Raw genomic sequence first — 12,390 nt, 5'->3', positions numbered from 1 at the left:
CCGACGCCGAGCGGGTGAAAATTTCGGATAGTTGAAAATTTCACCGTCCGTCCGCCTTCCGCCAGACCGACACGTGGCTCCTGCTCTCGCCGGTGAAGGGCGTGCGCGTCCAGCCGGCCCAGCGCTCCTCCAGGCGCATCCCGGCGATCCGCGCCATGAGGTCCAGCTCGGACGGCCACACGTACCGGTGCCGCGAGGAGAAGGTCTCCATCCGGCCGTCCGCCAGCCAGTAGTGGTGGGAGGTCGCGATCTGCGACGCGACGTCGTACTCCTCGAACCCGAGGTGCTCCTGGCCCACGGCGAAGGCGTGGACGGTCTCGCCCGGCGGCAGCCGGCGCAGCTCAGGGACGTAGTTCTCGATGACGAAACGACCGCCGGGTTCGAGGTGGGCCGCCGCGTTGCGGAAGCACTCGACCTGTTCGTCCTGGGTGGTCAGGTTCGTGATCGTGTTGCGTACCAGGTAGACCAGCGTGAAGGTCGCGTCCAGCCTGGTGGTGGCGAAGTCGCCGACCGTCGTACGGACCGCGGCGGCGCCCGGCTCGGCGCGCAGCCGCGCGATCATCGCGGCCGACAGGTCGATCCCCTCGACGCGGACCCCGCGCCGCGCCAGCGGCAGCGCGATGCGCCCTGTGCCGACGCCGAACTCGAGCGCGGCGCCGCCCAGCCCGGCCAGGAAGCTCACCGCCGGTTCGATCACCGCCGGGTCGAACAGCTCCGGCCACTTCGCCTCGTACGTCGCCGCGATCCGTTCGTCGAAGCTGTCCTCCGGCATGCCTTGACCGTGCCCGCTTCCGCGCGTCAGAACCACCTGGAGCGCCCCTGCCGAGGCCGGGCCGGCGAACGTGTCGTGGGCGGCGGGCATGTCCCCGGTTGGACGGTGGGCACGTCGTCGTGGTCGGGACGGGCAACTCCGCGGTCCAGATCGCGTACGAGCTGGCCGCCGGACGCCGGGTGACGCTGGTCGGCCGCACGCCGATCCGCTTTGTCGAGCAGTGCCCGCTGGGCCGTGACCTGCACTTCTGGTTCCGCGTGACCGGGTTCGAGCGGCTGCCGCCGGCCCGCGCGGAGGCCCCGCCGCCGTCGCCCGTGCTCGATGACGGCCGCTACCGCCGGGCGCTGCGCGAGGGGCGCTACGCGTGGCGGGCGATGTTCACGCGGCTGGAGGGCGATCAAGCGGTCTGGCCCGATGGCCGGCGCGAGCGCGTCGATGCGGTGCTGCTGGCCACCGGATACCGGCCGGACCTGCCGTACCTCGCCGAGATGGGTGCGTTGGCGGGTGATGGGCGCCCGCGCCAGCGCCGCGGCCTCCGCACGCCGGTTGATTAGATGAGGGTCGAATTTGACATCCATCTAAGTCCTCGGGCATCCTGCTGATGACATTACTTAGACGGACATCGAAGCAAGGAGAAGTGCCATGACTGGATGCTGCGGTCCCACCGCCGTCGAGCTGGAGCCCAGCCGCCAGGCCGCACGACCCGACGGCCTGCCCGTCGTGGTCATCGGCGCCGGCCCGATCGGGATGGCCGCCGCGGCCCACCTCGCCGAGCGCGGGCTCGACTTCGTGGTGCTGGAAGCGGGGGAGCGGGCGGCGGCGTCGATCGCGCAGTGGGGGCACGTACGGGTGTTCAGCCCCTGGAAGTACGACATCGACCCCGCCGCCCGCCGCCTCCTGGAGGCCGACGGCTGGAGCGCGCCGGACTCCGAGTGGCTGCCCACCGGTGCCGAGCTGATCGACGACTACCTGTCGCCGCTGGCCAAGCTGTTCGGTGAGCGGGTGCGTACCGGGGCGAAAGTGACGGCGATCAGCAGGCTCGGCTACGACCGCGTCCGTACGGCGGGACGTGAGCAGGCGCCGTTCCTGATCCGCCTGGCCGACGGGAGCGAGCTGCACGCCCGTGCCGTCATCGACGCCTCCGGCACCTACGCCACCCCGAACGTGCTCGGCGCCTCCGGCTTGCCCGCCCACGGCGAAGCCGACGCCGGTGACCTGATCGACCACGCCCTGCCCGACGTCCTCGGCGCCGACCGCGACCGGTACGCGGGCAGGCACGTCCTGGTGATCGGAGCCGGCCACTCGGCGGCCACCACGCTGCTCGCGCTGGCCCAGCTGGAGGACACCCCGATCACGTGGGCGATCCGCGCCGGCAGCGCCGCCCGTACGTACGGAGGCGGCGACGCGGACGCCCTGCCCGCGCGGGGAGCGCTCGGCACCCGCCTGCACGCCCACGTCGAGAGCGGCCGCATCCGCCTGGTGACCGGCTTCTTCACCCACGCCGTCGAACGGGACGGCGACCAGGTACGCGTGCTCAGCCGCGACTCCTCAGGCCACGAGCAGATCGTCACCGCCGACCGCATCGTGGCCGCCACCGGTTACCGTCCCGATCACACCATCGCCGGCGAACTGCGCCTGGACCTCGACCCGATCCTCGGCTCCACCCGCGCCCTCGCCCCGCTGATCGACCCCAACGCGCACTCCTGCGGCACCGTCCCGCCGCACGGCGCCGACGAGCTCGCCCACCCCGAGGACGGCTACTACGCGATCGGCGTCAAGAGCTACGGCCGCGCCCCCACGTTCCTGCTGGCCACCGGCTACGAGCAGGCCCGCTCGGTGGCCGCCGCGCTGGCCGGCGACTGGGAGGCGGCACGGGACGTCCAGCTCGACCTGCCCGAAACCGGCGTCTGCTCCTCCAACCTCGCCGAGGCCCAAGAGCAGCGGGTCGGCCTGGCCACCGGGATCGGCGGCGGTCTCCTGAGCACTCCGCTGCCCCTGGTCGGGGCGTCCCAGGGCGGCTGCTGCGGCTGACCTGGAGATTCGATGCCCGCCCCCGATCCGATCACCGCCGCCTCGACCGGCGGCGGGAGCGGCCCCGACTCCGTCCCCGGCCGCCCTTCCCTCAAGGACTGGCGGCTGGTGGCGGCGTTGGCCGTCACCCAGACCATCGGCTTCGGCGTGCTGTACTACAGCTTCTCGGTGCTGCTCACCCCGATGAGCCGCGACCTGGGCGCCGACGCCTCCCGCGTCTCACTGGCGCTGACGACCTCGGTGCTCGTCGCGGCGCTGGCCGCGCCGGTGACGGGCCGGTGGCTGGACGTGCGCGGCGGGCGGGGACTGATGACGGCCGGCTCGGTGCTCGGCACCGTGGCCTTGCTGGCCTGGTCACAGGTGCAGAGCGTGGCGCAGCTGTACGTGGTGTTCGTCCTCATCGGCCTCGCCTCGGCCATGGCGCTGTACGAGGCGGCCTTCGCCGTCGTCGTCGCCCGCTTCGCCGCTCCCGCCCGGGCCACGGCACTGCTCGCGATCACCGTGGTGGCCGGCTTCGCCTCCTCCGTCTTCATGCCGCTGACCGGCGTCTTGACCCAGGCGCACGGCTGGCGCCAGGCTCTGATCATCCTGGCCCTGGTGTACGGCGCGGCGGCCATCCCGCTGCACGCCCTGGCCGCACGCCGGCCCGTCCCGGCGTCATCGGCCTGCGCCCCGGCGGGCGGCGGCGCGGACGAACGGGTGGCGCTGGTGCGCAGCGCCACCCGCCAGGCGGCCTTCTGGTTGCTGGCCGCCGCCTTCACCCTGCACAGCACCGGTGTGGCCACCATCTCGGTCCTGCTCATCACCTACCTGATCCACCTTGGCCACCCGCCGCTGCTGGCCGCGAGTGTGGCCGGGCTGCTCGGCCTGCTGTCGGTCACCGGCCGGCTGATCACCACCGGCCTGCAGCGCCGCCTGCCGGCCGCCCTGATCGCCGCCACCATCTTCGCCCTGCAGGCCGTGGCCGCGGCCGCACTGCCGTTCATCGGCGCCACCATCGCGGGGGCGATCGCCGCCGTGCTGCTGTTCGGGCTCGGCTTCGGCGTGGGTACCATCACCAAGCCGCACCTGCTGACGGAAAGCTACGGCACCACCGCGTACGCCAGCCTGTCCGGCCGCCTGGCTCTGCCGTCCACCGTGGCCAAAGCCGTCAGCCTGGCCGCCGCCCTGGTCCTGGCCGGTGCCGCCGGCTACGGCTGGGTCATGGCCGCCGTCACCTTCACCTGTCTGATCGCCGCAGCCGCACTCACCGGCTACCACCGACTATCATTTAGACGAACGTCGAAGCACCCGTCAGGTCCGGAGGCCCCCGCATGACCACCACCACGCTGCCCCTCGTCCAGGCCGGCCAGGGCGCGCAGGATGGGGCGTGCTGCGCGCCGATCGCCCGCGAGCCGCTCGGCGAAGGCGAAGCCGCCGAGCTGGCCGTGCTGCTCAAGGCGGTGGCCGACCCGGTACGCCTGCGGCTGCTGTCCATGATCGGCTCTCACGCCGGCGGCGAGGCGTGCGTGTGCGACCTGACCGACGCCTTCGACCTGACCGCGCCCACCATCAGTCACCACCTCAAGGTGCTGCGCACCGCCGGACTGATCGGCAGTGAGCGGCGCGGCACCTGGGTCTACTACTGGATCATCCCCGAGGCAGTGAACCGGCTGGGCGCACTGTTCGCCCCGCTGGCCGACCGCTAACCGCCCCTGCCGTCGCGCAGCAGCTCGCGGAGCAGCCTGACGACCTGGGATCGGATGTCATCGCGGATGGCACGGACGGCTTCGATGTCCTGCCCGGGGCCGGGTCGTCGAGTTTCCAGTCCTCGTAGCGTTTGCCGGGGAAGATCGGGCAGGCGTCGCCGCAACCCATGGTGATGACCACGTCGGAGGTCTCGACCGCGTCGGCCGTGAGGACCTTGGGGTGGGCGGCGGTGATGTCGAGCCCGACGATGATCAGGCCGGTGCGGTACTCGGGCAGGAAGCTCCAGGCCAGGGCGAACATCAGCGCCGGGCCGAGCACCCAGTTGAGCAGCAGCAAGGCGGCTGGGACAGCTCGAACGCGTCGGTGATGTCGCACACGCACACCTCACCGCCCGCGCGGCTGGCCACGATCGACAGGATGCGCAGCCGCACCGGATCACCCAGCGCCTTGAACACCCGGGCTACCGCCGCGGCCTGTTCGGCGTCGAGCGGCTCGCGGGTCAGCGGCGGGCTGCACTCCAAGATCTGCAGGACTTCCACACGCCCTCCCTCTGGACCGTCACTGAAATCGATGTGCGTCTATATTGACATACATCGAATCCAGTCTGAACAGGCGGGGCGGAGGGAGGGGAACCGGAAACGGCGAAGGCCCCGCCGTACGGCGGGGCCGATGTCGCCGCGTCGGTCAGGTGCCGACCACCGGGCTGCGCCGCTCCACCATCACCACCTCCCGCCACACCCCGTGGTGACAGCCGACGCGCTCGCGGGTCCCGACCATGCGGAAACCGACCGCCTGATGGAGGGCCAGGCTGGCCGTGTTCTCGGGGAAGATGCCGGACTGGATCGTCCACACCCCGGCGTCCTCGCACGCGGCGACGAACGCCGTCAACAGGGCGCGGCCGATGCCGTGAGCCTGGCAGCCGGGGTGGACATAGACGCTGTGCTCGACCACCCCGGCATAGACGCTCCGCGCCGAGACCTGCGAGGCCGCCACCCAGCCGAGCACCTCGCCCGAATCGGTGTCCACGGCCACGTACCGAAGGCGCGGCAACCTGCTCGCGGTGAACCCTTCCCAGCTGGGCGCGACGGTCTCGAAGCTGGCCTGGCCGGTGTCCAGCCCGGCCTGGTAGATCGCCAGCACCTCCGCGGCGTCGCTCTCGCGCATCGGCCGGATCTCCAGGCCGGGCCCGATGGCGGGCTTCACGGCCTGGACGATCGCCGAGTGCACCCCATCGCCGTGATCGGCGGTCAACGTGACCGTGACGGCGACGAAGCCGGCTTCGACGAGCAGCTCCCGATACTCCTGCACCGTGAGCGATCCGGCGACACACCCGATGCGCTCCTCGGCCCGCTGCCGCGCCTGCTCGTCGAGCACCTGCGTGGTGACGACGTCGCTGACGCCGAACCGGCCGCCCGGCCGCAGCACCCGGAACGCCTCGGCCAGCACCGCCGCCTTGTCGCCGGACAGGTTGATCACACAGTTGGAGATGACCACGTCCACCGCGTGGCCGGGCAGCGGGATCGCCTCGATCGTCCCCTGCAGGAACCGTACGTTGGTGACGCCCGCCTGCTCGGCGTTGCGCCGCGCCAGCTCCACCATGGCGGGGCTGGCGTCCAGGCCGAAGACGGTGCCGTACGGGCCGACGCGGCGCGCCGACAGCAGCACGTCGATGCCACCACCGGAGCCCAGGTCGAGCACCGTCTCACCGGCACGTAGCTCCGCGACGGCGACCGGGTTGCCACACCCCAGGCTGGCGCGAAGCGCCCCGTCAGGGAGCGTGGTGGTGTCGTCGTAACCGGCGGGCCCTAAACCGCCACCGGTGAAGGCGACGGGATCGCAGTCGGTGATGCGCTGCCCATGAAGCGCGCTGCGGGCCAGGGCGGAGTAGTGGTCGATGATCTCGTCGGACGCCATGAGATCTCCTCATTCACAGGTCGGCGCGGCCGGCACCGGATTGCCCATCACCACGTCGGCGGCGGTGGGGAAACAGCTCACGCAGTTCTCGTTGATCCGGTACAGGCTGGACGTCCCTTGCCGCTCCACCAGGACGAACCGCACCTCGGCCAGGATCTTCAGGTGATGCGACACCGTGGACTGCCCCACCCCGGAGGCGGCCACGATCTCGCCCACGCTCATCGGCTCACGCCGCCTGGCCAGCAACGACACGATCTGAATCCGGGTCGCGTCGGCCAGCGCCTTGAACCAGCTCGCATACTCCTCGGCCTCCGCACGCGGCAGCGGCCCCGTCTCTTCCTTCATCGACAATCGACGATATTCGATGAACGGGGGCCTGGCAATAGGCTCTGAAGGCACACCGGCGATCCTGAGGGCACACCCGACATGGCAACCGCAGCTCAGCAGCTGATCGAAAGGGCACGTCTCACCGCACCACCCGTGCCGTACGACTGGGAACGGGTCACGCACCGGCTCGGAACCGCCGTACCGCACGACTACCGCGAGCTTCTCGACGCAGGCGGAGGCGGTCTCTGGCTGGGCTTCTTGAGACTCCACGTGCCCGCAGGCCCCAAGCACGTCGACCTGGAGCGATCGACGCTGGAATGGGAACAACTCCAGGACCTGTTCGAGGACGAGGTCGTGGGACGCCCCGACGATCTCGCCCCTGGTGACAGGCTGCTGCCCTGGGCCTCGACCGGCACAGGCGTCACGCTCTATTGGCAGATCTCACCCCAGGCGTACGCGATCCGGATCTCGGACCGCAACGGAGACCTATGGGAGCGATACGACCTGCCCACCACCGGCCTCCTCCTGGGCATCGTCCAGGGTGAGCTGCACAGCGAGCTGCTCACCGAGTCCTGGATGCGACGCGACACGCTCTTCACGCCTTACGCCGACGAGTAGTCAGATGGGGGTGGAGAGTTTCCTGAGGGTGCGGCCGAGGAGGTGGGTGGCGGGGTAGGGGCCGGCGAGGCGGGAGTCGTGGCTGGCCTTGTTGTCGCCCAGCACGATCAGGGTGCCGTCCGGGACGGTTCGCAGTGTGCCGGATGCTTTTCTCGCCGGTTCGGGAATCGGGTCGCCGGGGAGGGCGGCTACGCGTTTCACCTGCCATCTCGTTCGCGCGGGCAACGGGGCCAGGGCTGTGACCTCTGGGGAGACGGGGATGCGCGGGGGCCCCAGGACCACTATGTCGCCGACCTTCAGCGCGGTGAGCTCGCATCTGCGGACCAGGAGCTTTTCACCAGGGCGCAGGGTCGGGGTCATGCTGGTGCCGGAGACGGTGACGATCACGACGGTGCGGCGGACAAGGATGATCGTCAGGACCAGGGCGGTCAGCAGACTCAGGGGAATCATGGGATCGGGTCCGGCTGGTAGCCGGAGGCCTGCATGCGGAAAAGGCGGGCGTACGTGCCGTCGTACGCCATCAGCTCCTCATGCGTGCCTTGCTCGGTGATGCGGCCGTCGTCGAGGACGGCGATGTGGTCGGCCATGCGGACCCCATTGAGGCGGTGGGTGATGATGACGCTGGTGGTGCCGTGGCGGTGTTCGGCCAGGCGGCGGTGGATGGTGTGCTCGGCCTCGGCGTCCAGGCCGGAGCTGGGTTCGTCGAGGATGAGCAGGTCGCGGCGGCCGCGCATGAGGCCGCGGGCGAGGGCGATGCGCTGCCACTGGCCGCCGGACAGGGTCACGCCCGTGGTGGCGTCGTCGGAGTCGGCGTTCATGAAGAACATGCGGCTCAGCAGGGTGTCGTAGCCGTGGGGGAGCGCGGTGACGGTGGCGTCGACCTCGGCGGCGGTCGCGGCGGTGCGGATCCTGTCTCGGTCGTGCAGGGCGGGCAGGTCGCCGATGCCGATGTTGTCGGCGGCGGTGAAGTCGTAGTTCATGTGGTCCTGGAAGACGGTGCCGATGCGTTCGCGCAGGTCGGCGACGGGGATGTGGCGGATGTCGACTCCGTCCCAGGTGATCGAGCCGCGGGTTGGCTCGTACAGGCGGCACAGGAGCTTGACCAGGGTGCTCTTGCCGGCGCCGTTCACGCCGACCAGGGCCAGCAGGGAGCCGGCCGGGATGCGCAGGCTCACGCCGCGGAGCACCCAGGGCTTGTCGGGGTCGTAGCGGAACCAGACGTCGCGCAGCTCGATCGCGCTCTGCAACGGGAGCGCGGCGGTGGGGAGGGCCGGGGCGGGCAGGTCCGGTTCGGCGTTGAGGACGGCGAGGTAGTGCGCGAACTGCAGGAGCGCCTGGTGTCCTGAGGCGAGCTGGGAGACGAGCCCGGACAGGCCGGTCTGTACGCCGGCCACGGCCGCGATGAAGACGATCACGTCGCCCGGGGTCAGCAGGCCGGCGCGGGCCTGCAGGATGCCCCAGACCAGGCCGACCCCGGCGACGGTGGCGGTCAGGGCGGCCAGCGCGAACTGGGTGTGGCACACCCGCCGGTCCAGCCGCCGCTGTGCGGCGTTCACCTGGCGCAGCTCGTGCAGCATCCGCGAGCGGACGAAGCCGGCCAGGCCGAACAGCCGGATCTCCTTCGCGGCCGTACGGTCGATCATCAGCTGCGAGTAGAACACCTGCCGCCGCTCGTGCGGGCTGACCGTCCACATCAGCCGGCTCCGCCTGGCGCTCAGGCTCAGCTCGGCGGCGACCACCGGCACGGCCGAGACCAGCACCACAGCCGCCATGACCGGGCTGACCGCCAGCAGCGACCCGGTGAACCCGAGCATGGTGACCACCGTCCGCACGCCCCCCAGCGAGGCGTCGAGCATCGTCTGAGGTGAGATCTCGCCGGCCTGCTGGGCCAGCCGGATCCGGTCGTGGAAGGCCGGGTTCTCGAACCTGGACAGCCCGGCCAGCCGCGACAGCGCCGTGTACAGCCGGTCGCGGCTGTGCAGCCGGATCGAGCGGCCCATCTCGGCGTCGACGTACTGGAAGAGATGCGGCAGGGCCGCCGCGACCAGCCCGAGCCCGGCCAGCAGCGCGCTCTGCCCGACCAGCCAGCCGATCGGCTGCCGCCGTCCCAGCAGCTCGTCCAGGATCTGCTTGGTCAGCCACGCGACCGCGACCGGCGTCGCGCCCATGACCAGCGCCCCGGCCAGCTGCGCGGCGAGCAGCGCCGGCCTGGCCCGCCAGGCCAGGCCGAGCGCGGTCACGCAGCGTTCCCGCCAGCCGGACTCATCCTCCTCGGGAGCGCGCATCACACCGAGACGGCCTGCCGCTCGAGAGCGGAGACGCCGCCGACGCCGGCGAGGATCGTGCCGTCCTGCCCGAGCAGGACGAACAAGGGCCAGCGCCGTACGCCGAATGCCGTCGTCACGGGGCCCTCGTCCGGCTCCACCACCACGCGGGCCACCGGCGAGACGGCCTCGACGACGTCCGCGACCTCGTCGGGCGCCCCGGAGACCACCGCCAGGTGCCGTTCGCGGCCGCCCGGCGCGGTGGCGGCGTACTGGACGAAACGCGGCAGCTCGTCGTGACACGCCGGGCAGCCGGTGGCGAAGAACGCGACCAGCAGCGGACCGTCCACCCCGCTCACCCCGGCCGGGTCGCGCAAGGCGATCTCGGCGCCGTCCAGCGTGGTGACGGTGAAGTCGGCGACCCGCGTGCCCGCGTCGGGGAGGAACCTGCGCTGGGCGAGGTTGTCCATGCCCGACCGAGCCCATGTGTCGTCGTACTCGCGCAGCCGCCGCAGCACGGCGAGCATCAGCAGCAGGTTCAGCCCGCCCAGCACGCCGACCACGACGACCGCGGCGATCAGCACCACATCCATCGACCCACTCTCCTTCGGAAAGCGTCAGCGGGGGAGGACCGCCGACACGAGATCGTCATAAGAGATGACAAGAGCGGCCACGATCACCGCCATGAACCCGGCCACCAGCAGCGCCCCCGGGTTCCACCCCACGGCCGGCGCGGTCCCCGTGACGCCCGCCGCCGCGACCAGCAGCAGGAGCGCGTTGCGCATGAGGTGCCGACGGCCCAGCGGCTGCGTCGAGGAGCCGAAACACCGGCAGCTCACCGGCGCTCCCCGCCGCAGCACCGAGCCGATCGCCACCGTGAAGGCGATCAGCAGCGCCGCGCCGAGAGCCAGCCCCGCGAGCGCGGTGACGTCGGCCGCCAGCAGCGCCGCTGTGGCCAGCTCGCCGGCGATCACCGCCGCGGCCACGGCGGGCCTGAACCGGGCTTTGACGCCGAACGCCCCCAGAGACGTCCGGAAGGCGGCCCGATCGCGCCGGCCGCGCACCTTGCTCACCGCCGCGGCCAGGAAGACCACCGCGAGCAACACTCGGCACCCGAAACCTACATAAGCCAGCAATGTTCCGACTCCACAAAAGTCCGGGACGAATTCCGCTTGGTCCCGCGTGCCGCGGAACCAAGCGGAATCGTCGATGCGGCGCTAGGTGGTGCAGCAGCCTGAGGAGACGATGTCGCAGTTGCTGTACAGGGTGTACAGCGTTCGCGGGTAGAGGTTGGTCCCTATCTTGCATTGCGGGGAACTGCAGAACCTCTCGTATTCACAGGCTCCCGCACTGGCGACCGCCTTGGGCGCGAGCAGCGTGAGCAGCCTGTCGCCCACCGACGCTAAAGCAGTTTTCATGCCGTTTCCACCTTCCTGTGTGCGTTCTCCTTCAGGAGTATCGACGCGCAGGTCAGGAGTTCAAAGGGCGTGCGGAGGGTATCTGCCGGACATTCGCCGGACGCGGGGACCTGCCGTCAACGCCGCGCGACCGGCAATCGCGGGAAATGTCCGGTGAATGGCCTGTCGCTGACCTGTAATGGATGCGCGCGCCGACCTAAGCTCAATACTGTCGAAGGACGGGTCGCGAGAAAGGTCCGTTACTCCATGACCGTTCATCAGGGACCTGAAGGCGCGGTCACCGTGTCGACCGATTTCGGCACGGTCGACCTGACGCCGGCCGCCGGCGGCCCGAATATGTGGGTGCTGATTCTCGACCATTTCCCGCAGTCCTATGTGGACCTCGCCGACCCCCGCCGTCTGAGAATGCCGTACGTACGGATGCTGGCCTCCATCGCGGACGGCACCGCGCCCCCCGGCACGCCGATCACGGCGCTGCACCTGGGCGGCGGAGGTCTCACGCTCCCGCGCTACGTCTCCGCCACCCGCTCTGGCTCGTCCCAGCTGGTCGTGGACCGGGACGCCACGCTGATGGAGACGGTCACGGAGGTGCTGCCGCCGCCGCCCGGCCTGGACATCCGCATCGCGGACGCCCGCGACGCCGTCACGTCCGCCCGCCCGCACGCCTACGACCTCATCGTCACGGACGTGCTGATCAGGACCGGCGTCCCCGCGCGGCTCACCAGCCTGGAGTTCCTCACCGCGGTGGCGGCGGCGCTCAAGCCCGGCGGCCACTACGCGCTGAACATCCTGGACGCGGTCCCCTTCGCCTTCGCCCGCCGCCAGGTCGCGACGTTCAGGGCGGTGTTCGACGAGGTTCGCCTGTTCGCCGAGCCCGACGTGCTGCGCGGCGACAGGATCGGCAACCTCGTCGTCGCGGGCGGCCCGCCGGCCGGGACACCGCTGCTCAGCGGCGCCGAGCTGGACCGCTTCGCCGGCGACGCCCGTCCGCTGACCGACGCGGACGCCGTCGACTCGCCGCCCGCGCTCCCCCTCAAGCCAACTGCCGATCGGTGATCAACCCAACGAAAGGAAAGATGATCATGACATCAGTGCCCGACCCCCGCGAGTTCATCCGCTCCAGCACGTCGGTGGATGCTCCGGCCGTGACCTCCGACAACGCGGCCGAGCGCGACTGGTACCCGCGCGACCGCGGCCCCCACCGTCCCGACAACACGTGATCCGCTGGCCGGGTGCCGACCGGCACCCGGCCACCTCCGTAAGGAAAGACATCCCAGGAGCTTTAGTTGTCAAGCAGCAAGCGACTCGGTGTGACGCGACCAGGCGGTTGCCTCGTCGTAGAGGGTGCCGGTCTTGA

General features: G+C 71.0%; 15 protein-coding genes and 2 pseudogenes. 7 read left to right on the top strand and 10 right to left on the bottom strand.

All coding sequences use genetic code 11. The features are described 5' to 3' along the window. Window positions 1–40: 40 nt before the first annotated feature. Complete coding sequence (locus tag AB0K28_RS40060) at window positions 41–772, bottom strand: class I SAM-dependent methyltransferase (protein ID WP_364380649.1); 732 nt, start codon at window positions 770–772, stop codon at window positions 41–43. A gap of 98 nt (window positions 773–870) precedes the next feature. Here AB0K28_RS40060 and AB0K28_RS40055 point away from each other — a divergent pair, with 98 nt between their 5' ends. The 4 genes from AB0K28_RS40055 (at window position 871) to AB0K28_RS40040 (ending at window position 4,491) form a co-directional block, all read left to right on the top strand. After that, entirely contained in the window at window positions 871–1,326 is a 456-nt protein-coding gene (locus AB0K28_RS40055) for a hypothetical protein (RefSeq protein WP_364380646.1), read from the top strand. A gap of 88 nt (window positions 1,327–1,414) precedes the next feature. Further along, on the top strand, window positions 1,415–2,803 hold the full coding sequence (locus AB0K28_RS40050) for an FAD-dependent oxidoreductase (RefSeq protein ID WP_364380643.1): 1,389 nt from the start codon (window positions 1,415–1,417) through the stop codon (window positions 2,801–2,803). Window positions 2,804–2,815: 12 nt separating this feature from the next. Beyond that, on the top strand, window positions 2,816–4,120 hold the full coding sequence (locus AB0K28_RS40045; RefSeq protein ID WP_364380640.1) for an MFS transporter: 1,305 nt from the start codon (window positions 2,816–2,818) through the stop codon (window positions 4,118–4,120). Continuing rightward, window positions 4,117–4,491: a metalloregulator ArsR/SmtB family transcription factor gene (locus AB0K28_RS40040; RefSeq protein WP_364380637.1), complete on the top strand. Its 375-nt coding sequence runs from the start codon at window positions 4,117–4,119 to the stop codon at window positions 4,489–4,491. Before AB0K28_RS40045 ends, AB0K28_RS40040 begins: the two co-directional genes overlap by 4 nt. On the opposite strand, the pseudogene AB0K28_RS40035 reads toward AB0K28_RS40040, so the two are convergent. From AB0K28_RS40035 to AB0K28_RS40015, 5 genes and pseudogenes are all read right to left on the bottom strand, one after another. After that, a pseudogene (locus tag AB0K28_RS40035) lies at window positions 4,488–4,738 on the bottom strand (heat-shock protein HtpX); the annotation flags it as partial. The gene AB0K28_RS40040 and the pseudogene AB0K28_RS40035 overlap by 4 nt on opposite strands. Next, window positions 4,730–4,831: pseudogene (locus AB0K28_RS40030) on the bottom strand (hypothetical protein); the annotation flags it as partial. The pseudogenes AB0K28_RS40030 and AB0K28_RS40035, both read right to left, overlap by 9 nt. Next, the gene (locus tag AB0K28_RS40025) at window positions 4,792–4,899 is read right to left on the bottom strand and encodes a hypothetical protein (RefSeq protein WP_364380923.1); all 108 of its coding nucleotides are present in this window, start codon (window positions 4,897–4,899) and stop codon (window positions 4,792–4,794) included. The gene AB0K28_RS40025 and the pseudogene AB0K28_RS40030, both read right to left, overlap by 40 nt. Before the next feature lie 277 nt (window positions 4,900–5,176). Further along, a complete protein-coding gene (locus tag AB0K28_RS40020; protein ID WP_364380634.1) occupies window positions 5,177–6,406 on the bottom strand; it encodes a GNAT family N-acetyltransferase in 1,230 nt (409 codons plus the stop codon). A gap of 9 nt (window positions 6,407–6,415) precedes the next feature. Then, entirely contained in the window at window positions 6,416–6,751 is a 336-nt protein-coding gene (locus AB0K28_RS40015) for a metalloregulator ArsR/SmtB family transcription factor (RefSeq protein ID WP_364380631.1), read from the bottom strand. An 81-nt stretch (window positions 6,752–6,832) separates the two neighbouring features. On the opposite strand from AB0K28_RS40015, the gene AB0K28_RS40010 reads away from it, so the two are divergent. Further along, window positions 6,833–7,351 (top strand): hypothetical protein, encoded by a 519-nt coding sequence (locus tag AB0K28_RS40010; RefSeq protein WP_345408840.1) that lies wholly within the window; start codon window positions 6,833–6,835, stop codon window positions 7,349–7,351. On the opposite strand, the gene AB0K28_RS40005 is transcribed toward AB0K28_RS40010, so the two are convergent. The 4 genes from AB0K28_RS40005 to AB0K28_RS39990 are packed head-to-tail and all read right to left on the bottom strand — an operon-like array spanning window position 7,352 to window position 10,751. Beyond that, the gene (locus tag AB0K28_RS40005; protein ID WP_364380627.1) at window positions 7,352–7,801 is read right to left on the bottom strand and encodes a S26 family signal peptidase; all 450 of its coding nucleotides are present in this window, start codon (window positions 7,799–7,801) and stop codon (window positions 7,352–7,354) included. Beyond that, window positions 7,798–9,636: an ABC transporter ATP-binding protein gene (locus AB0K28_RS40000; protein WP_364380624.1), complete on the bottom strand. Its 1,839-nt coding sequence runs from the start codon at window positions 9,634–9,636 to the stop codon at window positions 7,798–7,800. Before AB0K28_RS40000 ends, AB0K28_RS40005 begins: the two co-directional genes overlap by 4 nt. After that, window positions 9,636–10,208 (bottom strand): TlpA disulfide reductase family protein, encoded by a 573-nt coding sequence (locus AB0K28_RS39995; protein WP_364380621.1) that lies wholly within the window; start codon window positions 10,206–10,208, stop codon window positions 9,636–9,638. The genes AB0K28_RS40000 and AB0K28_RS39995 overlap by 1 nt, the downstream gene beginning before the upstream one ends. 24 nt (window positions 10,209–10,232) lie before the next feature. Further along, window positions 10,233–10,751 (bottom strand): MauE/DoxX family redox-associated membrane protein, encoded by a 519-nt coding sequence (locus AB0K28_RS39990; RefSeq protein WP_364380618.1) that lies wholly within the window; start codon window positions 10,749–10,751, stop codon window positions 10,233–10,235. A gap of 564 nt (window positions 10,752–11,315) precedes the next feature. On the opposite strand from AB0K28_RS39990, the gene AB0K28_RS39985 reads away from it, so the two are divergent. Both AB0K28_RS39985 and AB0K28_RS39980 read left to right on the top strand, forming a co-directional pair. Continuing rightward, window positions 11,316–12,089, top strand: a complete 774-nt coding sequence (locus tag AB0K28_RS39985; RefSeq protein ID WP_364380615.1) for a fused MFS/spermidine synthase — start codon at window positions 11,316–11,318, stop codon at window positions 12,087–12,089. Between the two features lie 26 nt (window positions 12,090–12,115). Further along, window positions 12,116–12,253, top strand: coding sequence for a hypothetical protein (locus tag AB0K28_RS39980; RefSeq protein WP_364380612.1), 138 nt, complete (start codon window positions 12,116–12,118; stop codon window positions 12,251–12,253). The last annotated feature ends 137 nt before the right edge of the window (window positions 12,254–12,390 follow it).

This window comes from Nonomuraea sp. NPDC049504 (genome assembly GCF_040676845.1).
Classification (GTDB): domain Bacteria; phylum Actinomycetota; class Actinomycetes; order Streptosporangiales; family Streptosporangiaceae; genus Nonomuraea; species Nonomuraea salmonea.
This window is presented reverse-complemented; position numbering and strand designations above follow the sequence as displayed.

Excerpts from the sequence above, each read along its gene's own strand:
- AB0K28_RS40060 (WP_364380649.1), bottom strand. The coding sequence starts at position 772 with ATGCCGGAGGACAGCTTCGACGAACGGATCGCGGCGACGTACGAGGCG.
- AB0K28_RS40050 (WP_364380643.1), top strand. The coding sequence starts at position 1,415 with ATGACTGGATGCTGCGGTCCCACCGCCGTCGAGCTGGAGCCCAGCCGC.
- AB0K28_RS40045 (WP_364380640.1), top strand. The coding sequence starts at position 2,816 with ATGCCCGCCCCCGATCCGATCACCGCCGCCTCGACCGGCGGCGGGAGC.
- AB0K28_RS40040 (WP_364380637.1), top strand. The coding sequence starts at position 4,117 with ATGACCACCACCACGCTGCCCCTCGTCCAGGCCGGCCAGGGCGCGCAG.
- AB0K28_RS40020 (WP_364380634.1), bottom strand. The coding sequence starts at position 6,406 with ATGGCGTCCGACGAGATCATCGACCACTACTCCGCCCTGGCCCGCAGC.
- AB0K28_RS40015 (WP_364380631.1), bottom strand. The coding sequence starts at position 6,751 with ATGAAGGAAGAGACGGGGCCGCTGCCGCGTGCGGAGGCCGAGGAGTAT.
- AB0K28_RS40010 (WP_345408840.1), top strand. The coding sequence starts at position 6,833 with ATGGCAACCGCAGCTCAGCAGCTGATCGAAAGGGCACGTCTCACCGCA.
- AB0K28_RS40005 (WP_364380627.1), bottom strand. The coding sequence starts at position 7,801 with ATGATTCCCCTGAGTCTGCTGACCGCCCTGGTCCTGACGATCATCCTT.
- AB0K28_RS40000 (WP_364380624.1), bottom strand. The coding sequence starts at position 9,636 with ATGCGCGCTCCCGAGGAGGATGAGTCCGGCTGGCGGGAACGCTGCGTG.
- AB0K28_RS39995 (WP_364380621.1), bottom strand. The coding sequence starts at position 10,208 with ATGGATGTGGTGCTGATCGCCGCGGTCGTCGTGGTCGGCGTGCTGGGC.
- AB0K28_RS39980 (WP_364380612.1), top strand. The coding sequence starts at position 12,116 with ATGACATCAGTGCCCGACCCCCGCGAGTTCATCCGCTCCAGCACGTCG.